The organism is Holdemania sp. (assembly GCF_986127675.1).
In genome coordinates this window covers 1-20,259 of the sequence record NZ_CFQZWI010000051.1, presented here as the reverse complement: position 1 = coordinate 20,259, position 20,259 = coordinate 1, and the positions used below count along the sequence as shown (strand labels likewise).

The window sequence follows — 20,259 nt, the reverse complement described above, 5'->3', positions numbered from 1 at the left end:
ACGGCCTGCATATCCGCCTCGACCTGATCCGCATCCATCCCTAAGCCGATAAGCCGCTCTGTAAAGCTTTCAATTTCAGACGGGTACTTTGTCCGGATTTGAGCGGTTATCGCGCTGAGATGCTGTTCAATAAGTTGTTGGATCATATACTTTCTCCTTTTTTTAATATTCAGGCTCTTTTTACTTTAAGGTTAACACAGGCAATCAGAAAAATAATAGACCGGCGTTCTGATTCAGCAGTAGGTTATTGCCCCTCTATACAGGATTTGACCTCATGTGAGTGGAAACCCTCCGCTTTCTTCGTTAAGTCTCTCTTTGTTTCGCACTGCTGCCGGATGAACAGACTCACTGATAATCTTTATTGCAATTTGCTCCTCCGTGTAATCCGGATGTTGTGCTTTGATTTTCAGAATGGTTTGAATACATGCTTCTTCTTCCTCTAGAATATCCGCTATTTCAGCAGCTTGCATTCCTTTCTTCGCTTTTTTCAGTGTAATTGTAATAAGCTTCAACAGAGAACCTTGATCTTTACCTTGCTTTAAGGCCAGCTCCCGCGCCTGTTTCACAGCTCTTTCCCGTTCCTTGCGGATCTCTGAATTCCGCATCATTTCTCTGTCCAGCCGCTTTGTTTCCCACATGTACTCGATCGTGCTCATCGGAATCTCCATCATTTTCTCCACCGCCCTTCTGCATCCTTCATCCATCGCTATGATCTGTTGAATCCACGCCGCTTTGTCCGGATCGCCTGCAAATTTTAATACCACGCGCCACCGGTCCAACGGCGTTAAATCCTTGACTGGAATCCGCTGTAAGCGTTCCACTTCTGCTAATTCAATAATACTCACTTGAATGTGTTTTGTCAAGGTTCTTCCCGTTTTCTCACCGGCTAAATAAAACACATCGCTGCTCACATCCGGATCGTCAAAAAAGCAGAAATTCGTGATCATGATCACGCGCACTGGTTTCAGTTCCCGATAATCTTTTCCCTTTGTCTTCTGGCCGGAAAGCAGACGCGATAAATAGAAAACAATGCGGATTCCCTGCTCCTCGGGATTCCCGTTTTGCTGGATTTCCAGATCAAAATAAATCTCCTCGTTGATCACCCCGCAGATATCATAACGAATTGCTTTGTCGTCAGGATGTCCTGCTTTTTTCTCATTCGGCAACAACCGCACCTTTTTAAAATCAGGATCAATCGCATGGAAAAGACTCGTCAGACATATCAAATCCTCAGGATCACCGATCACAGTTTTAAAGACCCAGTCGTCCAACAAAGAAATCCTTCTCTTCTTTTGCTTCTTCCGTTCAAGTAGATTGATGGACATTCCCCCACCTCCTCTACAAGTTAATATTGCGGTAATTTCAAAAAAGCCTTCCTCTTTTTCATGAAAATTCAATTATTTTCGACAAAATCGCAAACTTATTTGTAACCATTTTCAAATTAAATTCCGAACACTGGAAATGGTCTTGCGAATCGACGAAGTAATTGAATCAGACATTCATTTCTTTTTGCTTTCAAACTTCTGATTATCCTTAACTTCACTTCAACGACTTTATTGAACCAAGAAAAGATAAGCATAAGCCCGAAAATCTTCAACATGTCTGACTTTATCCTGGCTGCGAAAAGATAAATTTGCCAACCCCTGAAAGCAAATGGGATTCAACAGAAAAAATCGACCCCGTCTTGAAGGGAATCGATTTCTTAACTATATTTTTCCTTTATTCTGTTAAACGCTTATCTTACTCGCATTACCGACTGTTTATTCGACTTTTAGATGAAAATATTCAAAAATCAGTTCCGGATTGGAATTCACGATCAGCGATGCTGGAAACTCCGCGGCGGCGCAGACTTCCTCACACCGCTGGAACCGGCCGATCGCGTCGCAGTAATGCGCGTCGCTGCCAAACAGGACCGGCACGCCGTGCTGCTTGCAATACCGCAGCATCCCAAGCATATTTTCCCGGCCGCCGACCCGCGAGCTTTTCGGATTCATCGAGGAATTGTTGACCTCGACTAACGTATGGGTCGCCTTGCATGCCAGAACGACCGCTTCCTGATCGATCGGATAGCGGGAATCGTCCGGATGGCCAAGAATCTTGACATAAGGATTCTGCACGGCATTGATCATCGCCTGCGTGTTTTCCGCTTCCGTATGCGCGGTGCCGAAGCATGGAACGTGCAGGGATGCGATCGCGTAATCAAGCATTTTCAGCGTGCTTTCGTCCAGATCGACATGTCCTTCAACATCCATCACATTCAGCTCCGCGCCTTTGAGCACGCGGATTCCCTGCACGAATTCCGGGACGACATGAAGGTTGCGGAAGTAGAACAGATGCGTAGAACCCGGCATCTTCGGCGTATGATCGCTGACGCCGTAAATCGTTAGACCGTGTTCCCTGGCTGCAGCGATGTTCTCGTTCAGCGTGCTGTACGCGTGTCCGCTGACGACGGTATGCGTATGCAGATCAAGGTAAATCATGCGTTTTCCTCCAGATACTGCAGGCTGATCTTACTGTTCAGTTCGCCGAAGAAACCGATCCGTTTGCCGCGCAGCGAAGTTGGCAGACCGCTGGACAACTGGCTGTCAAATTCCACCTGACCGTTTTCGTCCAGGACGACGACGCGGGCAATCCCATCAATTTTCAGCGTGTCAATCGGCGCGGCACCGATATACCAGTGAATCAGTGGATCGCGCAGCGTCATTTCCCGCACGTCCAACGGCGGCAGGTTCTCACAGAGAACATAGTGGTACTGACCGTTTTGAATCGAACCATCCGCCAGCCACAAAACGCTCGACATTTCGCGCGAATAATTGCCCGGAATCTCAATCGCCGGCACCGCCTCATAATCGTTGAGGATGCGCAGCGGATACGGGGCTAAAAGCAGGTCGTCGTAGCCCTTTTCCATCTGCACGGTAAAGGTCATCGGGACATTGCCCAGCGTGCGCTGCTGCAGATATTCGTTATCCATGATCCACGTCTTATCCGTCAGATTCTTCCAGCCGCTTACTTTACCGGACGGCTTGAGCTTCTGCAGAAAAACCTGGCGTTCAGCCTGTTCCGCCACGACGCTGCCCGGCATCTGATAAACAAGATACAGCTTTTCGCCCTGCGGCACAAACCCGATTCTTAAATCGGCCATGCCGAAGACCGACGTGCCGGGCTGTCCCGCAAACCAGCCGTGATCTTCCTGCAAGCCGGAAACTTCCAGCCGCCAGCCGCCCTTGGCTTCGCGAACCTCCAGCGTCAGATCGCCATGTTCAAAGCGTGCCCGCACGATCTGATCCTTATTGCCGTACAAACCAGTAATTTCCACCGGATGCACGACGGTTTTCAACGCCGGCAGCGGCGTCGCTTCAAACGCGCAGCCCTGAGCCTTGAGAATTTCATAAACCAGTGCCTGATTGAGCTTTGAAGCGCTGCCCTTATCCGTACACAGGACAACCGCGGCGCTCAGCTGACAATCCGGGATAATCAGGGAATGGGAGTTGAACCCGAACGTCGAGCCGGACTTGCACAGCGCCTGTTTGCCAAAGCCCTCAAACAGCCGCATCGACACGCAGTCCCAACCCAGACCATAACGTTCCGTGGTATTGTCCGCAACGATCAGCTCTTTCGGTTGTTGATCGCGATTCATTTCCGTCAGACCCGCTTCATCAACCAGTTTGCCTTCACGCAGCGCGTCTAAGAAACGGCATAAATCCGCGGCCGTGCTGTAAATCCCGCCGGAACCAATGCCGTTGACATATTCCTGCGGGAAGTCGAGACCAAACGGTGATTTCGCTTTGATGTATTTGCCATCCATGATTTCATGGATTGGGAAATCGGTATGCTCCATGCCTAACGGCTCGAGAATCTTCTCGTAAATATAGGAGGAATAGCTCTGCCCGCTGACCACCTCGACTAACAGCTCCGCCAGGGAAAACCCGTCGTTGCAGTAAACGCTGAACTTTCCCGGCTGATCCTTCAGCCGGCTCTGCGCCGCGTATTCAATTTCTTCCTTCAGGTGATTACGGTTGCGGGCGTTGGTGTATTTCCCCTTGAAGCAGTTGCCCGGCAGTCCGCTGCTGTGATTCAGCAGCATCCGGACCGTAATATTTTTATACCGGGCATCCGGCATCTTGAACATCGGCAGTTTTTTCACGATCGGCTCGTCAAGCGACAGCTTGCCTTCCTGCGCCAGCATCATCACGGCCGCCGTGGTGAACATCTTGCTGATGGAGCCGATTGAAAACATCGTTTTCTCCGTGATCTTCGCGCCCTTCGACGCCGTCCGGCCGCTGCGGTAATGATAAATTTCTGCTCCCTGCTGAAAGATCGCGACATCCATCGCACGGACCTGATGCTCGGTGAAAAAGGCTTCGCACAAAGCGTCCAGCTTTTGATTTTCCATTGAGTTCCTCCTCTTTTTCTATTTTCAGTATTCCTGCGCGGCAGCGCATCAATACAATAAAGTCTAAAGACCCATACATTATACTGGATTTACCCTTAAATCACAACCGGACGAAAGCGTTTCCGCGGCAATTTCAGGATGATTTTTCATCGCGTTGTGAGTATAATGAAAACCATGAGGTGAACGGAATGAAGGAATTTCAAATGTTTTTCTTTGACGTCGACGGAACGCTGCTGGATAATCGCAATCACCGGATTTCGCCGGCGGTCATGGAGGCGTTAACACGCTTGCAGAAAAATGGAAAAAAGATTGTGATCAGCTCGGGACGGGATGTGAATACAATCCTGATGATGCCGCAGCTGGCGGCGATTGCGTGGGACGGCTATATCTGCCGCAATGGCAGCGTCATTGCCGACGCACAGAAAACGGAGCTGTTCCGGGTTTTCTTTGATCAGGCAACGATGGCGGGGTTAGAAGCGGTCTCCGCGCAGCTCCGCTCACCGATCCAGTATATGGGTCATGACGACTGGCTGAATTGTCCGCCGACGCCGGATTTCATCGCGGCCTGCGAATTCTTTCACCGCGATCCGGCCGCGATCGACGTCCGGGCGACGCGGTCAGACGATCAGGCGACGATGGCGCTGGCCTTTGACGCAGCGGACAGCGATTATGCGGCTTACCGGACGATTCCCGGTTTGACGGTGTTGCCGACGCCGTTTCACTATGCCGATCTGGTTCTCCGGGGTATAGACAAGGGCGTCGGGATCACCCGGCTTTGCCAGCACTTCCATATTGATCCCCAGGCCACAATGGCGTTTGGCGATGGGATCAACGATCTGGAAATGCTGCAGGCGGCAGGAGTCGGCGTAGCGATGGGCCAGGGCCGGGAAGAAATTAAAGCGATTGCCGACTACGTCACCGATTCCGTCGAACAGGACGGCATCGTTACTGCGCTGCAAGCTTTCGGTCAGCTCTGAGCGGAAATTTTCGCTTTTCTTTGATTATTTTATTTGACTTAGTCAAATTTATGCTTATACTGAAGAAGTCAGGAGGTGTTTTATGTCCTATCCTTTCTCATATTTAATCTGCCAGCTGCGCCGGGAATATACGTCCACGCTGCAAACGCGGCTGGATGCCTTCGGGTTAACCGTAGGGTTGTTCCCTTATCTCATCTATCTTGAGCATACCGGCGCCTGTACGCCGTCCGCCATGGCCCGAAAGCTGCGTCAGGATAACGGCCACATCACCCGCTGTTTAGACAAGCTGGAAAAGCTCGGCTGTTTGATCCGCACGCGCAGCGCGCAGGACGGCCGGGCGTTCACCGTTTCGTTAACCGAAAAAGGCGAACAGATCTGCCAGGAAATCACTGTCGCCAACCAGCAATGGGAGCAGGGGGCGCTGGCCTGTCTTTCACCGGATCAAGCGAAACAGTTAACTGCGCTTTTAAGTCAGGTTGTCCTGAGCTTAAGGAGTGAAAAATGACGCACGCCTGCGTTAAGCCGATCACCATCGGCAAATGTGAACTGAAAAACCGGATCATCTTTGCCCCCACCACCCTGGGCTTAAAGCCGGAAGAAAAAGCCGCGAAGCTAAGCGCGATCGCTCAGGGCCAGACCGCCCTGATCATCCTGCCGGATATCCCGGTTCTCGGTTCCCAAAGTTTACAAAACCCCCGCACTTTCGCCGCTTACCGGCAGCTGATCAGCGAGCTGCATCAACAAGGCGCAAAAGTATCCGCCCAGCTGCATCTTTCAGACGCCAATTTCAAAGCGATGCTGAAATTAATTCCCGCGCTGCTGACACACAGACTCACCGCGGATCAGCTGCGTCAGAAACTGAACGACTCCGCCGCGGTCACGGTCAATCAAATGCGTGAAAAACGGATTCGCGAAATCCTTGCGGCTTTCGGTCTCAGCGCCCAGCAGGCTCAGGCCGCGGGCTTCGATATGATTCAGGTACACGGCGATCGTTTGATCGGCAGCTTCAGTTCGTCACTGATCAACAAGCGGACCGACGAATACGGCGGTTGTCTGGAAAATCGGATGTGGTTTGCTTTGGAAGCAGTGCGGCAGGTCCGGCAGCACTGCTCGCTGCCCATCGACTACAAGCTGGCCGTCCGGCAGATCAATCCGGATTATGGCAAAGCGGGCGTGCTGGAACAGGATCTGGATCCGGTCGTCGGCTGGCTGGAACAGGCAGGCGTCGATTGTTTCCACGTCACCCTGGCGAATCACGGCGCGCTGACCGACACGATTCCGCCCGCGAATCACCCGGCGTTTTCCGCGGAAGGTTGTTTTCTAAAATTTGCCGATCAAGTCAAAGCGCTGACCTGCAAACCAGTGATCGGCGTCGGGAATCTGCGCCATCCAGAATTCATCGACCAGGCGATCGAAAGCGGTCGGATCGACGCAGCCGCAATGAGCCGGCAGCTGATCGCTGATCCCGACTGGACCGCGAAACTGTTGGCTGGTCATCCGGAAACGATCCGGTATTGTGCCGGCTGCAATCAAAAATGTCTGCAAGGTTTGATGAGCCATCAGGGAATTCATTGTATTTATGATCAGAAAAGGAGTGATATCCAATGAAAATCGCAATCGTAGTTCAAAGTAATACCGGCAATACCCGTCAGCTGGCAGAAGCAATTCAATCCGCCCTGCCGGACGAAATGCTTATTTATTCCGGAGCGCCTGCGCCTGAAGCGCTGCAGGCAGACTTGATTTTTGTCGGTTCCTGGACAGACAAAGGCGTCTTCGCCAAGCCGGTCCTGGATTTTTTGGCCCAGTGTCATCAGAAGCAGCTGGCCTTGTTTGCGACCTGCGGCTTTGGCCAGTCGGACGAATATTTCCAGGCGATCCTGAAGCGAAGCGCCGATCAAGTTCCTGCCGACAACACGATCTTGGGCTGCTACGCCTGCCAGGGAAGAATGCCGGAAACCGTTAAACAGCGGTATTTGGCCTTGCAGGCAAAAGAGCCGGAGAATCCGCGCTGGGCTTCCCTGCTGGAGAACTTTGACGCCGCTTTATCGCATCCGGACAGCGCAAATCTTGAAGGTGGCCGGCAATTTGCCCAGCGTATTTTGACAGAACTCCAATAAACCGCAAACCTGAAATCAGCGAGGAAAGATAAACCTTCCCCCGCTGATTTTTATTTTGGACTGCCGCTTAGAATTCTCTTCCTTCCCGCTCGGCAAAAAACATATCGGTAATAAATTCCGGCGATTCCGCCCACAGCGCATTTTCCGTCGGCTGCAGCGTTTTGTACGTTTATGAACGGTAGAACTCCAGCATCGCGTCTTCAAAAGATAAATTGAGTTGTTCCTGAATGATATTCACAACGGCTCGGATCTGTAAACATACATTCATCGTTATGTCCTTTCCGTTAAACGTGTAAATAGCCTCCATCATAGACCTGTCTCCTTTCTAAAGTTAGACTTGTTAACCGAATTCTTTATTCTGTTATTTAATTATGCTTTCTTAGTTTGCAACCCATGCTGAAGCTTGATTATTTCTTCTTCATTCTCCTTCGTTAATTCGCTTATTTGATAAGAACGTATTCTTTCATTGACTAATACCGGAATAAGAAATCCGTGCTGAACAAGACCAGCAACTCTGTTGATAACCGTTTTATTGGTAACTCCTAATTTTTTTCCAAGTTCAATCGGAGTAAATTCTCTAATTCCATTTTCAAACAAATAACTAAGCAGCTCCTTCTCCCTTTTTTTCAAATAGGTCAAGCTCGAAACAACATTACTTTCCTTTGTTTTATATGACAAATCATAAACTTTCTTTGAGTAAAGCTCCATCATTCTTAAGAAATAAGTAAGCCAAATTTCTGGATGCGGCGGATTATTTCTGCCTGAATAATATAAAGCAGGCAACCCCATTTGCAGGGAATTGTAGTATTCTTCTGCATCATAAGCAAAATATTCTTCTAACGAACCAATCCCCTGAAATCCATATCCAAAATAATCGAGCAGATATCCAGAAATCAATCTTGCCGTTCGACCATTCCCATCTTCAAATGGATGAATTGTAACTAATTGATAATGGGCAATCGCCGCGATCAACAACGGATGATCATCAGTATGATCAAGATAGTCTACCAATTCATCAAGCAGTATCGGAACATCAATATACTCAGGCGGAATATAATCCGCGTTCCCGCTCAAAGAATCATAAACCGCAAATAAAACGCCTGCCGGCATGGGCCCCCGCAATCCTATTTTTTCTTTGGAAGCTCCCTTTTCCACGATCGCCTGAACTTCCAAAATCATTCTTTTTGTAACTTTTTCCTTTTTTTTCAACTTATTCTCTAAATATAAAAGTGCCAGATAATAATTTCTAACTTCCTGTTCTGGTTTTAGGAAATGCTTGTGAGGGCCGCTTTCCACTATTTTTCACTAAAATTACACTATTTTTCATTATTATCTTCTTGAAAATAGGATGAAAAAAAGCGGGATTTCCACTTTTCATTTCTTATGCACTAATTTATACGTCCAATTTTTTACCCTGTATTCTTAACCGCAATGATCAATCTTCGCCCATCCCCGCAGCTGCAAGCAGCGCTAACTGGACCTTGGGATCAGCGAAGCAATTCACAGAAGTTAACTCCACAGGAGGAACCGAAGAATCAATACATTCTCTCCAATAAGCCAGATGTACTTGATCAATCGGATGCGCAGAATCTTGGACATCCGTCCCCTCACCCTGCAGATCCACCCAGATCAAAGCCATTCCCTTCGCGTCTTCTTCCATGAAAATTGCTTCCAAAGCCATTTTTTCATCGCTCAGCGTTTCCTGAACCTCCGCCTGTCTTTGGTTCAATACAGCCATCCATTCGCGGGTCAGCTGCTCTTTCCCCGGGCGTACCGCATAGCGGGTCAATGTGAGTTTCATGATAAGATTTCCTTTAATAAATCAGATGTCAGGACTGAACAAGCGATGAATTGACCTGTTCGCATCAATTCGTCGATTTCGTTCACAGACGCCCAGCAGGCTTCTGTCACTTCTTCGCTTTGCAGAACAAGCTCGTAAATACTTCCATTGAACCGGACATGAAACAGGGAAATTTTCCGGCTTTGATGGAATACAATTCGTACAGAAAGACAAGTTTCAGAATTAACCAAAATTCCAAGTTCTTCCTTCAGCTCACGCTGTACTGCATCAAGACTGGATTCGTGAAATTTCACCATCCCGCCGGGGCATTCCCAGTGTCCCCCATCGCTTTTCCCAACTGCCCGGCGGGTGATCAAAACTTGATGCTGATCATTTTCAATCACTGCGACCACGCCCAGAAAGTATCCGTTTTTAAGCACCGCATCCCGCAAAACAGGATAAGAAAAGCGCCGGCCGTGTTCATCGCAAGCCGCTAATAGCTCCTGTTGAAATTGATGTGTTGTATCCATATCCCCGTCTCGCTTTCCTCAGAAATTCTCTTTTAGTCTTCCTTAACAGATCATTGCTTTAACGGCGCAAATTTCTCGTCATATTCATCCTTTGAGATCGCCGGCGCCTCATAGACCCAGTCAATGCTGAACGACAGCGCCTTCGGCGCGTCGATCTCGCTGTTCAAATTAAACACCCGGTGGATTGCTTTCTTGTTGTCTTCGATTGAGCCCTGATACAACCGGACAATCGACATCCGATTCGGCGCCCGGTCGTTGACGCCGGAAATCCGCGCGCCGATCACATTGAATATGTTCTGATTCTGCACATAGCTGCGGTTCATCTTCTTCATCGTTAAGTTAAACAAGCCGATCATCTGTTCCATGCTTAGATTAGTCGACACGTTCTCGCCCGCCGCATCCAGCACCTTCAGCGCCTTATTGACATCCTTCAGCCGCACCGCTTCCGTCAAAATTGCCTGAATCACCTGCTGCTGATTGCTCTGACGCTGAAAATCTCCGGAATTATAAGAATGCCGTTCCCGGGCAAACGCCAGCGTCTGTTCGCCATTCAGCCGGTTAACGCCCTGCGGCACCCACACTGTCTGATGTCCACGTTCATCGGAGGAATCCTGACCGACAAATTCCTTCGGATTGTCGATGATCACGCCGCCTAAAGCGTCGACGATTTCAATGATACCGTGGAAGTTGCTTTCAAAGTAGAAGTCCACATCGACGTCCAGCAGCTGTTTCACCGTATCAATCGTGCATTGGCGGCCGCGCACGCGGGAATTGTTGATCTTATCCGACTTTTGATTGGTATAGCAGGCGATCGGCACATAGCTGTCGCGCGGGATGGACGTCAGCAGCACCGTCATGCTGCCTGGATTGACCGTTGCCAACATCAGCGCGTCGCTCCGGTCGTCGTCCACGCCGATGATCAGCACGGTGAACGGCTCCTTCGTCACGTCCTTATCGCTGCCCTGCTCGGTATGAATCGTCAGCGTGCGGTTAAAGTTATGCACATCGCGCAGCGCCGCCAGCTCCGGCGCGATTTCCTCGTTCGTTTCAAACATGCCCTTATAGTTTTCCGGCAGGGCGGCCACGTCGATTTCCTTGTTCAGCAGCCCTTTTAAAAGCCGTGTATAATCGGAATATTCACGGTATGTTACCTTTAACTTTAATTTTTCAATCTCGTTCTTCGGCATTTGATAGCCCTGCTGCGCCTGTTCGTCATCCAGAATCCCAAACACCTTGCCGTTGAGATCCTGCGCGCTCTGCAGCGCGGCATGCTCATCATCACCCAGCACGACAAAAGAAACGCCGACGGTTTCCTGCGACGATCCCTGATCCATCATCTTGTCCAGATTGACGTTCAGCCGGCCTTCGACATACACGCCAAACGCGCTGATCAAGCCGATCACGACCGCCGCCGTCATCGCGGTCTTCAACAGGCTGACGCTGCGCCGGCCAACGGCCAGCATCGCCAGGAAATTCAAAATCAGCGCCGCCGCCAGAACGATCAGATTCAGACGGATAAACAGCGTCCGGCTTAACGAGCTGAACTGCGTCAGCCCGAGCATCGCCAGCACCAGAAACAAATCGGCGGTCAGCACGAAAAAAGCCATGATCTGATTGATCAAGGTTAAATCACGCCGGACCTTCTTTTTCTTGTGCGGCTGAGTTTTACGTTTGTCCATGTCGGCAGTCCTCCAGAGGTTTAGCATTTGAACATCGCGGATTGCGATGCGTTTATCCGATTTACACTGGATTTATTTTAACATAGAGTCCTGCGCCCTGCAGAAGTTTCTGCGCTTTGTAAGAAATTTGAAAAACTCCCGGATCAGGATTTCCGGGAGCGAGGACGCGATGAATGGTTGACAGGATTGAATAATTTGGAGATCTCGTTGATCAAAATCAGGCTTGCGGACAAACCGAACACGACGGCCCAGCAGGTCCAGTCCAGCGCTGCGGTTTTCAGAATCATCTGGAAGATCGGCAGATTCACCACCATCACCTGCAGCGCCACGCCGATCACAAACGTCGCTAACAACAGCTTATTGCGGAGAATCCCAACCTTGAAAATCGAGTGGTCCAGACTGCGCAGATTCAAGCTGTGGAACAGCTGCGCGATCGACAGGACCATGAACGTCATCGTATGTGCTGTACGGGGATCATAGTTTGATCCGAATTTGAACGCGACTAACGAGATCGTGCCGATATACAGACCATTGAGCACCATGAACGCCCAGCCGCCGTTGGCGAACAGACTTTCCGTCGCCACGCGGGGTTTCTGATCCATAATATAGGGATCCTGTGGTTCGGCGGCCAGCGACAGCGCCGGGAACGCATCGGTAACCAGATTGATCCACAGAATCTGAATCGCCGAGAGCGGCGCCGGGGCGATCGGCATCAGCACGATTGCCAGAAACAGCGTCGTGATTTCCCCCAGATTGCAGGAAAGCAGATACAGCACAGCCTTCTGGATATTGAGATAAATGTTGCGGCCTTCCTCGACCGCGCTGATGATCGTCGCGAAATTATCGTCCGTCAGAATCAGATCGGACGTCTGCCGCGATACCTCCGTTCCGCTGCCCATCGCGATGCCGACGTCGGCCTGCTTCAATGAAGGCGCGTCGTTCACCCCGTCGCCGGTCATCGCCACGATCTTTTCATCCAACTGGTAGGCTTTCACAATCCGGACCTTATCCTGCGGCGTGGCGCGTGCGACAATCCGGATGCGCTGACAGGCCTGAGCCAGCTGATCATCGCTCAGATCCTGCATCTGCACCGAGGTCAGCACCTGCGCCAGCGATTGGGCGATGCCTAACTGGCGGCCGATGGCCAGCGCGGTCTCCGGATGATCGCCGGTGATCATCACGACGTCGATGCCTGCTTTATGCGCCAACGCAATCGCTTCTTTGACACCTTCCTTCGGGGGATCGATCATCCCTGCCATTCCGATAAAACATAACCGGGTTTCAAACTGACTCTCGTCCAGCGAGGCGACGGTGCGCGTCGCCAGCACCAGCACGCGCAGCGCTTCGCCGGCCATCTGTGCGGCGGCTTCCTCAATCTGCCGCCGCATCGGCGTTGTCAGCTCCACCCGCCGGCCATCCTGCCACAAATGCGTACATAACGGCAGCACGCTTTCCAACGCGCCCTTGACATAGACGATTTTTTCCAAGCCCGTCTGATGCACAGTGCTCATCCGTTTGCGCCGGGAATCAAACGGAATCTCGGCAACACGCGGGAACTGCCGGATGATCTGCGCGGCGTCGACGCCGTTATCCAGCGCCCAGCGCATCAGCGCCACTTCGGTCGGATCGCCGATGACACCCTCTGCGTCAAGCTTGGCGTTGCCGCACAGATAGAAGCCTTCCTTCAGCCTCCGTTCCGTCACTTTCTGCGACGTTGTCTGGATTTTACCATTCAGATAGTACGCGACAACCGTCATCCGGTTCTGCGTCAGCGTCCCGGTTTTATCCGTACAGATGACCGAAACCTGGCCGAGTGTTTCCACGGCGTGCAGCTTGCGCGCGATCGCGTGATGATCGCTCATTTTCTGGACGCCCAGCGCCAGGGAAATCGTCACGACCGCCGGCAGTCCCTCGGGAATCGCCGCCACCGCCAGGGAAATCGACGTCAGCAGCATTTCAAACAGATCGCGTTTCTGAATGACGGCGATCACAAAAATTGCCGCACAGATGATGACCGACAGCGCCCCCAGCACCTTTGACAACTCAGCCAAACGCCGCTGCAAGGGCGTCAGCAGCTTTTCCTCATGCTGCAAAAGCTTCGCGATCTTGCCGATCTCGCTGTCCATTCCCGTCGCCACGACCAACCCCGCGGCGTTGCCGTCCAAAACGATCGTCGAGGAAAACGCCATGTTTTTCTGATCCGCCAGCGGCAGCGTCTGATCCTTAGGGTAACGCGCCGAGGCATCCTTATCGACCGGCACCGATTCGCCGGTCAGGCTGGATTCCTCCACTTTCAGATGTACGGTTTCAATCAGGCGCAGATCCGCCGGCACGAAGTTGCCGGCTTCCAGAAACACCAGATCGCCCAAAACCAGCTCGGCTGCGTCGATCTGCTTCAGCTGTCCGTCACGCTTGACCACAGCTTTCATCGCGGTCATTTTTTCCAGCGCGTGCAGCGCTTTTTCCGCCTTCCATTCCTGGAATACCCCGATCAGCGCGTTGATCGTAATCACCGCAACGATGATGACGGAATCCATCACCTCATGCAGAAAAATGGAGATCACGGCCCCGAGGATCAGAATCAGGATCATCGGATCATTGAATTGTTCCGCGATTTTTTTCAGCAGTGATTCTTCTTTTTTCTTTTCCAGCTCGTTGCCGCCGAAGCGCTGCAGCCGGGCGGCCGCTTCTTTTTCACTCAGGCCCTCGCGGGCATTAGTCAGTGTTGCTGCTTCCAGTTCCTGTATAGTTTGACGATAGGGCATAGCACTTCTCCTTTACCTATTCCCATCTATATCGCAAATCCCCTCGGATTAGAACGCGGCGCAGCGCCGGATCGTCCGCAAAGCGTGCCAAAAAAAGCCGGATTCCTCCGGTTTTGGACTTTCTTTGACAAATGTTTATGAATTGCGGCGGCTGCCGCCCCATTCCACAACAGTAAATCCGGTTCTGGCCGGGGCCGGGTCTAACGTCTGCGGCTCCATTACAACCGCCTCGTCCAGACCTTCCGAGAGCATATAGACGCGGATCAGTGTATCCGGCTGCGGCTGGCATTGAAGCGGAACGAGCCGGGCATAATCGGCGCAGGGAAACGTAATCCGGTTATAGTCGGATTGGGAGAGGACCGGCAGCCAGTAGGTGATGAAATCGGCGCTCTCCCTTTCATTTAAGCCCAGAATCGCCAGCTTTTCCTCTAAGAAACCGACGGTATCCTCACGGGCTACGACAAACCCTTAATCAAAGTCGAAGTCATCCGGGATCTGCGCTTCGTAATAGAGATATGGATAGCGGCGATCCTGAATAATCAAATCCTCTGCCGTCACCGTGCCTGACCATCCCTGCCGATACTGCGGATAGCTGAGCGTCGGCGGCGTCCCCAAGGTCAGCGTGAAGTCGATTTCCGTATCCTTATAAAGATAAATCACCGGTTTATCCGCGCCGATTTCAGACTTTTCCGGTTCTCCTTCAAAGCAGGCCGGAATTTCTTTTAAATCACACAGGTTCATCAGCGCAGCCCGGTCAGCGTCTGTCAGCGGAGCATCCCAGCCCTGAAAGTAAATCTGTTGGCAGGAATTCGGTTCTTCCTTCAGCATCGGCCAGAGCTGTTCCCACGTCAGCTTCTGCGCTTGTGCCGCTTCCCATTGCGCCGGGGTGAACGCATAAACATCGGGAGTACAATACAAAAGCCAGTAGGGATGATCTGGATCCTCTGACTTCATCAGCGAATAAGTTCTTAACAGGGCATATTCCTCCATGATCCTTACCGGATCATATTCGCCATTATAAGCGTAATCGCAGTCATAGCGAAGCATCAGGTTCTCGATGTACGCTTTTTCCTGATCCCCCAGCTCCAGCTTTGTGTCTACAAAGCTGTAAAAGAGCTTCTTGCCATAGCGATATTGATTGTCAAGCAGCTCATCCTCCAGCGGGAGAATCCCCCGGCGCCGTTTCTGTTTTCTGCGAATCAAAATCATATTTTGTCACGCTCGCGGCGTCCTCGCTGGCAAACGTCACCGCCGCTACCGGATCGATATCCTTGCGATATTCCCCCGCAATGAAATAACAGCCCATTTCCTGCGGTCCCAGTGTGCGGTTGATCGGAATTTCGCGGATTCCGCCTCGGTTGCCTTTAAGATCCAGAGAAAGGATCTGAATTTCCTGATCGGTATGATTGGTGATCGCAACTTGATTTAAGGGTTGAGTAATATCGCGGCCTGTTTCATCCGCAGGTGAAAGTGTAATGGTAAACGCCGTCTCTGCCGAGATGACAGCCGGCGAAACGACGGGAGTCGGTTCTATCGGCGAAGAAGCTGGTACGCATCCGCCAAACAGGACAGCCAGCACGGCCACGATCCTGAGGCTTCGCTTTTTCCGCTGCATAATTTTCCCCCATTCCCACGTCTTGAATTCTTAGTCAGCCTGCGTTTATTGACATTGCCGAAGCAGTTCTTCCGCCTGACGGCGCTGTTTCGGATAGTAGAAATATTGATCCTCATGCAGGGAGTAGCCGTGCACCGCCAGCACTAAAAACCGCCGCGCCTGCCGTAAATCTGCTTCGGTCCCTTTCCCTTCCAAATAACATCGACCTAAGCGCAGGCAGACCTCCGGATAATCCATAAGCTCTCCCGTTTCCCGCAGATGCTGAAACAGCTTGCGGTAAAACTGAAACGCCCTGATTTCATCCTTTTTAACAAATTGACCACATTGGTAAGCGTCGGCAACCTTCATAATCGCTTCGGGATTTCCCAGCTTCGCCGCCTGCACAAAATAGCGGAATCCTTCGGCCGGATTCTTCGTCACGCCCCGCCCATAGGTATAACAATAACCCAAATTCGTCATCGCCTGACCGTTGCCCAGACTGGCGGATTCCAGATAATACCGCACAGCCGTCCTGAAGCCTTCCGGCGTTTCGCTTTGATACGCTTTTGCACCTTGATTCAATAATTCGTCGCTGCGTTCTTTTTGCATAATATAGTCCTCTTTATCTGCTTTAATCATACCGCAAAACAAGATGATGTTCATTTACAAATTGTTTATTATTCATATGAAATAAAGATGGAAACCTATTTTCGCAGCATTCCCATCTTTTTAACTTTTTGTGCTTTTTCCAGCCTTTGTTTACTGACCTTCTATATCTCACATTAAATTCCGTTTTTCTTACTCTGCGCTGAGTTCACGCAGCTGTTCCAGAAGCAGAACCCCGCAAAGCAGCACCGTCACCGAGGACAACGGACAACGCCGCTGACCGTCGATCGTCAGACAGGCATCCTTGTTGACACAGCAGTTGTCGATCACGATATCCGCCGTTTCAAACAAGCGCCGGCCGCTGGGATGATCGGACTTGATCACCGGCGACTGCTTCATGTTCGTGATCGCCGCAACTGTCGTTTTATTCGACCACAACAACCGCGCCAGCTCGACGTTCATCACACTTTTTCCGGTGTTGGACGGCATCAGGAATACGTCCTGGGGTTGAATTTTATATTTATCAATCAACATCTGGGCATAGTCGCGCTGCTTCTGCGTCCAGCCGCTCTGGACTGGATCGAATACCATCAATTCCTGTTCCAGAATCGGAACGACGTTATCCAGCGTCTTCTCCTGCGCCATCAAATCCTGAAGCATGTGCGAATGACCGCTGCCCATGACGATCAGCCGGCCTTGCTTCCGCTCCAGCTCCTCGGTGACTTTGGTTATCGAAGGCAGTTGGGTCTGTTCAAATTGTTCCAGAATTTCCAGCATGCTTTTATTCAGCTCATGCACAGCGCTGGCGGGATCGATCCCGGCCGCCGCCGCAAAACTGACGGCATTGACCGCCTGGGCGCCATAGACCTGCAGCATAGGCAGAAAACGTTCTTCTACGCTGAACAATCCCGGCGCTTCCGTCTGCCGGTCCGCCTGCAGCATCTGCCACTGAATCCCCAATCGCCGGCAGTGCTTTTCCATCGCGGCATACAGCGGCGTATCCTGACTGTGGAAGGACAAAACCAAATCATTCCGCTCTATTTTCCAGGCTTCGATCAGCACCCTGGCATATTCCGGACACCGGATTAACGAGGCATAGCGGCGATCGTAGGTCATCAGCTCACGGGGAAACAGACCGATGATTTCAGGATGTCCCTGCAGCCGGGCCGTCAGCTCTTCCGCAAACCAATGATCCTCGCCGATCCCATAGGCATACACCTTCCTGCCTTCCGCCAGCGCCTGCGCTAACTGTGTCCCGATCCGGACAAACTGATCCATCTGCGATTCTGTCCAGCCCAGCCAGACCTTCTGGAACAAACGGCACTCTTCTTTCAGCATATTCAACACCTCTTCTCTAATTATACGGACAACGACGCAAAAAGGAAGCCTTCGCTTCCTTAAAATTGAATGACTATTCGACGACGATCCGAACTTTGTCGCCTTCCGCCGAAACCACGTCGACCAGTTCGCCGACCTGACCGTCTTCAACCAGTTTCATGATCAAGTCAAGATCCACGCCTTTCAGATCCACGTCCATTCCGCTGAGCTTCATCTGTTTGGTGAAATCCAGACCTGCGCGGATTAGCGACACCGGCACATTGACGCGCACCCGATCGTTATTGGCCGACTCAACCTGAATCCGCAGCATTTTCGGATGGGAAGGCGCGCTGTAAATCAGCGGACGCACCTCCGATTCAGCCGGTTTGGACGTCTTCTCCGTGCGTTTTTCACTTTCTTCGATCGCGTCCAGCAGCCGCAGCCCTTCTTCCACGCTCAGCGTGCCATCTTTGACCATTTCCATAATTTTTTCTCGGGAGTTCATGTTGTTCCTCCTACTTTTTTAACAGCGCAATCGCTTCTTCGGCGCTGATCTCGCCCTGCTGCAGCCGTGAGAGCACATCGTCGGCACGGACGGCAGGTTCTGCTTCCTGTTTGACCGGAAAGCCCATCTTGGTAATGATCGTATCCAGCATTTTCTTCACAGTCGGATAGGAAATATTGAATTCCTTTTCCATTTCCTTGATGTTGCCCTGAACCCGGATAAAGGTCTCGACGAACTGCAGTTCATCTCGATTCAGATAACTGAAACGGGATAAGGCAAACTCGCCGGTAATCTCCGTATGACAGCGGGTACAGGTTAACCGTGTCGCAAGCAGCTGATTGCCGCAGACCGGACACGTTCCGAACACTTCATTTCGCATCGTGTTTCCTCCTTATCCTAAAATATCAATGAGCACCCGATTCGGGCCGGATTCCACCTCGACCAGCCGGAATGGCTCGCAGGCTTTCAATTCCCAGACCGACGTCTGCACCAGTTCCAGAATCGCGTCGCGGTTATCCAGCAGGAGCTGCACGCTTTCATCGCGCGACTGAGCCGGAACATACTGCGATCCCCACAGCACAACTTTCAAGATTGCCGCGGCGGCGCTCAGCGGAATTGCCGGAATCACGACATTTTGTTCAGGCGACTCCACAATGATTTTAATCTTTTTGGCCATCCTCGTGTCCTCCTGAGAACATTATAAATTATATTTGAATTATTTCAAGAACTTTTTAATATTTTTAATATATTGATTAATTATTTAAATATACTTAATTCAAAATTTTATGAATTCCGTTTCGAATTCGAATGTAGACATAGGCCGAATGCAGGTCGGAAAACGTCTTCATGTGGTGATAATAGGAAAACGCAGGATCGCTTAACATATCCAATACGATGTAGCGCCAGCTGACGCCGGTTTCCGCCTGAATCCAGGCAGCCGCGCCCCGTTCCGGTTTGATCTGCCAGTTTCCGCATTGCAGACACTGCTCCTGAAGCTCAACCGTCATCCCGTCAAGCTGCTCGCACGGATGTTGATCATCAAGAAAATAACGCACAAAAGAACATGCCTGTTTCAGGCTGTTCCAGACTTCTCTTTCCGCTTCGCCAACCCGCGCAACGGCGATTAATACCGGCGGATGATCCTGCGCATAACGAATAAAACGTTTCCGGCAAAGCTGCGCGTCATAACTGTCGCCGAGAATATCAGAATCCAGGTAAACCAGATCCATGACTGGGACCTCCTTCCGCATTGCTTCTATTCTTATTTTACCACGATCAAGCGCTTTCAACCAGAACAAGAAAAAAGACGGAACCAAAGCTCCGTCTTCATTCACGTTCGTTTATTTGCGGGAGAGAAAGAAACTTGGGATGCCGCTGTTGTCTTCCTCGTCTTCTTCCGTTTCCTTTTTGATTTCTTCCGTGATCTTATTCGCGACCTTGACCGACGGTTTCGCCTGGGAAGGCACCTTGATCTTCGGCAGATCAAAGCCGGTGGCGATGACTGTCACGATGATCGATTCGCCGATCTTCTCGTTAATCGCTACGCCGAAGATGATGTCGATGTCATTGCCGGCCGCTTCACGGATGTATTCGACTGCGTCGTTCGCGTCGTAAATCGAAATGTTCGCGCCGCCGGTGACGTTGACGATCGCCTTCTTGGCGCCGTTGATCTGAGCTTCCAATAACGGCGACTGAATCGCTTTCTGCGCCGCTTCCTGAGCCTTGTTATCGCCCTGGGAAATACCGATGCCGATCAGCGCGCTGCCCTGACCTTCCATGACCGAGCGCACGTCCGCAAAGTCGAGGTTGATCATGGCAGGAACCGCGATCAGATCGGTGATCGTCTGCACGCCCTGACGCAAAACGTTATCCGCTTCTTTAAACGCTTCAACAAACGGAATCCGGCCGATGACCTGAAGCAGTTGGTTGTTGGAAACGATGATCAGAGAATCAATGAATTCGCTCAACTGACTTAAACCGAGATCGGAAGAGCACA

The 20,259-nt window shown here is 51.1% G+C and carries 22 protein-coding genes; 4 read left to right on the top strand and 18 right to left on the bottom strand.

Translation table 11 applies throughout. From position 1 onward, the window contains the following. Positions 1-272: 272 nt before the first annotated feature. The 3 genes from AC5OW4_RS09060 to AC5OW4_RS09050 all read right to left on the bottom strand — a co-directional run bounded on the left by AC5OW4_RS09060 (position 273) and on the right by AC5OW4_RS09050 (position 4,393). On the bottom strand, positions 273-1,397 hold the full coding sequence (locus AC5OW4_RS09060) for an Rpn family recombination-promoting nuclease/putative transposase (protein ID WP_139248597.1): 1,125 nt from the start codon (positions 1,395-1,397) through the stop codon (positions 273-275). 363 nt (positions 1,398-1,760) lie between these two features. Then, the gene (locus tag AC5OW4_RS09055) at positions 1,761-2,480 is read right to left on the bottom strand and encodes a phosphatase (RefSeq protein WP_072684212.1); all 720 of its coding nucleotides are present in this window, start codon (positions 2,478-2,480) and stop codon (positions 1,761-1,763) included. After that, the gene (locus AC5OW4_RS09050) at positions 2,477-4,393 is read right to left on the bottom strand and encodes a serine hydrolase domain-containing protein (RefSeq protein ID WP_072684211.1); all 1,917 of its coding nucleotides are present in this window, start codon (positions 4,391-4,393) and stop codon (positions 2,477-2,479) included. The genes AC5OW4_RS09055 and AC5OW4_RS09050 overlap by 4 nt, the downstream gene beginning before the upstream one ends. 188 nt (positions 4,394-4,581) lie before the next feature. On the opposite strand from AC5OW4_RS09050, the gene AC5OW4_RS09045 reads away from it, so the two are divergent. From AC5OW4_RS09045 to bilS, 4 genes are all read left to right on the top strand, one after another. Continuing rightward, positions 4,582-5,370, top strand: coding sequence for an HAD family hydrolase (locus AC5OW4_RS09045; protein ID WP_072684210.1), 789 nt, complete (start codon positions 4,582-4,584; stop codon positions 5,368-5,370). Positions 5,371-5,452: 82 nt separating this feature from the next. Beyond that, the gene (bilQ, locus tag AC5OW4_RS09040) at positions 5,453-5,875 is read left to right on the top strand and encodes a bilirubin utilization transcriptional regulator BilQ (protein WP_072684209.1); all 423 of its coding nucleotides are present in this window, start codon (positions 5,453-5,455) and stop codon (positions 5,873-5,875) included. After that, a complete protein-coding gene (gene bilR, locus AC5OW4_RS09035) occupies positions 5,872-6,978 on the top strand; it encodes a bilirubin reductase (protein ID WP_072684208.1) in 1,107 nt (368 codons plus the stop codon). The genes bilQ and bilR overlap by 4 nt, the downstream gene beginning before the upstream one ends. Then, the gene (bilS, locus tag AC5OW4_RS09030) at positions 6,975-7,487 is read left to right on the top strand and encodes a flavodoxin family protein BilS (protein ID WP_072684207.1); all 513 of its coding nucleotides are present in this window, start codon (positions 6,975-6,977) and stop codon (positions 7,485-7,487) included. Before bilR ends, bilS begins: the two co-directional genes overlap by 4 nt. Before the next feature lie 169 nt (positions 7,488-7,656). On the opposite strand, the gene AC5OW4_RS09025 is transcribed toward bilS, so the two are convergent. From AC5OW4_RS09025 to AC5OW4_RS08955, 15 genes are all read right to left on the bottom strand, one after another. Next, positions 7,657-7,797, bottom strand: coding sequence for a hypothetical protein (locus AC5OW4_RS09025; protein WP_229100731.1), 141 nt, complete (start codon positions 7,795-7,797; stop codon positions 7,657-7,659). Between the two features lie 59 nt (positions 7,798-7,856). Next, positions 7,857-8,696 (bottom strand): Fic family protein, encoded by an 840-nt coding sequence (locus AC5OW4_RS09020; protein WP_200798777.1) that lies wholly within the window; start codon positions 8,694-8,696, stop codon positions 7,857-7,859. A 226-nt stretch (positions 8,697-8,922) separates the two neighbouring features. Beyond that, complete coding sequence (locus tag AC5OW4_RS09015) at positions 8,923-9,288, bottom strand: DUF6176 family protein (RefSeq protein ID WP_072684206.1); 366 nt, start codon at positions 9,286-9,288, stop codon at positions 8,923-8,925. After that, positions 9,285-9,797 carry an NUDIX domain-containing protein gene (locus tag AC5OW4_RS09010; RefSeq protein ID WP_072684205.1) on the bottom strand — a complete coding sequence of 171 codons (513 nt, stop codon included), beginning with the start codon at positions 9,795-9,797 and terminating at the stop codon, positions 9,285-9,287. Before AC5OW4_RS09010 ends, AC5OW4_RS09015 begins: the two co-directional genes overlap by 4 nt. Positions 9,798-9,847: 50 nt before the next feature. Next, positions 9,848-11,476, bottom strand: coding sequence for an LCP family glycopolymer transferase (locus tag AC5OW4_RS09005; RefSeq protein ID WP_072684204.1), 1,629 nt, complete (start codon positions 11,474-11,476; stop codon positions 9,848-9,850). A gap of 143 nt (positions 11,477-11,619) precedes the next feature. After that, complete coding sequence (locus AC5OW4_RS09000; RefSeq protein ID WP_195548215.1) at positions 11,620-14,241, bottom strand: cation-translocating P-type ATPase; 2,622 nt, start codon at positions 14,239-14,241, stop codon at positions 11,620-11,622. 468 nt (positions 14,242-14,709) lie between these two features. Further along, a complete protein-coding gene (locus AC5OW4_RS08995) occupies positions 14,710-15,450 on the bottom strand; it encodes a hypothetical protein (RefSeq protein WP_195548214.1) in 741 nt (246 codons plus the stop codon). Further along, positions 15,392-15,856 carry a hypothetical protein gene (locus AC5OW4_RS08990; protein WP_195397057.1) on the bottom strand — a complete coding sequence of 155 codons (465 nt, stop codon included), beginning with the start codon at positions 15,854-15,856 and terminating at the stop codon, positions 15,392-15,394. Before AC5OW4_RS08990 ends, AC5OW4_RS08995 begins: the two co-directional genes overlap by 59 nt. 45 nt (positions 15,857-15,901) lie before the next feature. Beyond that, positions 15,902-16,444 carry a tetratricopeptide repeat protein gene (locus AC5OW4_RS08985; RefSeq protein ID WP_195397058.1) on the bottom strand — a complete coding sequence of 181 codons (543 nt, stop codon included), beginning with the start codon at positions 16,442-16,444 and terminating at the stop codon, positions 15,902-15,904. A 189-nt stretch (positions 16,445-16,633) separates the two neighbouring features. Continuing rightward, positions 16,634-17,779, bottom strand: a complete 1,146-nt coding sequence (locus AC5OW4_RS08980) for an SIS domain-containing protein (RefSeq protein WP_195397059.1) — start codon at positions 17,777-17,779, stop codon at positions 16,634-16,636. A gap of 73 nt (positions 17,780-17,852) precedes the next feature. Then, a complete protein-coding gene (locus tag AC5OW4_RS08975; RefSeq protein ID WP_072684198.1) occupies positions 17,853-18,263 on the bottom strand; it encodes an SHOCT-like domain-containing protein in 411 nt (136 codons plus the stop codon). Positions 18,264-18,273: 10 nt separating this feature from the next. Beyond that, a complete protein-coding gene (locus AC5OW4_RS08970) occupies positions 18,274-18,642 on the bottom strand; it encodes a DUF2089 domain-containing protein (protein WP_006058960.1) in 369 nt (122 codons plus the stop codon). Between the two features lie 12 nt (positions 18,643-18,654). Further along, positions 18,655-18,939 carry a hypothetical protein gene (locus AC5OW4_RS08965; RefSeq protein WP_295770208.1) on the bottom strand — a complete coding sequence of 95 codons (285 nt, stop codon included), beginning with the start codon at positions 18,937-18,939 and terminating at the stop codon, positions 18,655-18,657. Between the two features lie 94 nt (positions 18,940-19,033). Next, positions 19,034-19,492, bottom strand: a complete 459-nt coding sequence (locus AC5OW4_RS08960; protein ID WP_072684196.1) for a hypothetical protein — start codon at positions 19,490-19,492, stop codon at positions 19,034-19,036. 111 nt (positions 19,493-19,603) lie between these two features. Further along, positions 19,604-20,259 (bottom strand): cell division protein FtsZ (locus AC5OW4_RS08955; RefSeq protein WP_493676896.1); only part of this gene is annotated, 656 nt, incomplete at its 5' end.

Coding starts and splice junctions, on each gene's coding strand:
- AC5OW4_RS09010 (WP_072684205.1), bottom strand. CDS start 9,797: ATGGATACAACACATCAATTTCAACAGGAGCTATTAGCGGCTTGCGAT.
- AC5OW4_RS08985 (WP_195397058.1), bottom strand. CDS start 16,444: ATGCAAAAAGAACGCAGCGACGAATTATTGAATCAAGGTGCAAAAGCG.
- AC5OW4_RS08990 (WP_195397057.1), bottom strand. CDS start 15,856: ATGCAGCGGAAAAAGCGAAGCCTCAGGATCGTGGCCGTGCTGGCTGTC.
- AC5OW4_RS09025 (WP_229100731.1), bottom strand. CDS start 7,797: ATGATGGAGGCTATTTACACGTTTAACGGAAAGGACATAACGATGAAT.
- AC5OW4_RS08970 (WP_006058960.1), bottom strand. CDS start 18,642: ATGCGAAATGAAGTGTTCGGAACGTGTCCGGTCTGCGGCAATCAGCTG.
- AC5OW4_RS08975 (WP_072684198.1), bottom strand. CDS start 18,263: ATGAACTCCCGAGAAAAAATTATGGAAATGGTCAAAGATGGCACGCTG.
- AC5OW4_RS09050 (WP_072684211.1), bottom strand. CDS start 4,393: ATGGAAAATCAAAAGCTGGACGCTTTGTGCGAAGCCTTTTTCACCGAG.
- AC5OW4_RS09000 (WP_195548215.1), bottom strand. CDS start 14,241: ATGCCCTATCGTCAAACTATACAGGAACTGGAAGCAGCAACACTGACT.
- AC5OW4_RS09005 (WP_072684204.1), bottom strand. CDS start 11,476: ATGGACAAACGTAAAACTCAGCCGCACAAGAAAAAGAAGGTCCGGCGT.
- AC5OW4_RS08980 (WP_195397059.1), bottom strand. CDS start 17,779: ATGCTGAAAGAAGAGTGCCGTTTGTTCCAGAAGGTCTGGCTGGGCTGG.
- AC5OW4_RS08965 (WP_295770208.1), bottom strand. CDS start 18,939: ATGGCCAAAAAGATTAAAATCATTGTGGAGTCGCCTGAACAAAATGTC.
- AC5OW4_RS08995 (WP_195548214.1), bottom strand. CDS start 15,450: ATGATTTTGATTCGCAGAAAACAGAAACGGCGCCGGGGGATTCTCCCG.
- AC5OW4_RS09055 (WP_072684212.1), bottom strand. CDS start 2,480: ATGATTTACCTTGATCTGCATACGCATACCGTCGTCAGCGGACACGCG.
- AC5OW4_RS09015 (WP_072684206.1), bottom strand. CDS start 9,288: ATGAAACTCACATTGACCCGCTATGCGGTACGCCCGGGGAAAGAGCAG.
- bilS (WP_072684207.1), top strand. CDS start 6,975: ATGAAAATCGCAATCGTAGTTCAAAGTAATACCGGCAATACCCGTCAG.
- bilR (WP_072684208.1), top strand. CDS start 5,872: ATGACGCACGCCTGCGTTAAGCCGATCACCATCGGCAAATGTGAACTG.
- bilQ (WP_072684209.1), top strand. CDS start 5,453: ATGTCCTATCCTTTCTCATATTTAATCTGCCAGCTGCGCCGGGAATAT.
- AC5OW4_RS09045 (WP_072684210.1), top strand. CDS start 4,582: ATGAAGGAATTTCAAATGTTTTTCTTTGACGTCGACGGAACGCTGCTG.
- AC5OW4_RS08960 (WP_072684196.1), bottom strand. CDS start 19,492: ATGGATCTGGTTTACCTGGATTCTGATATTCTCGGCGACAGTTATGAC.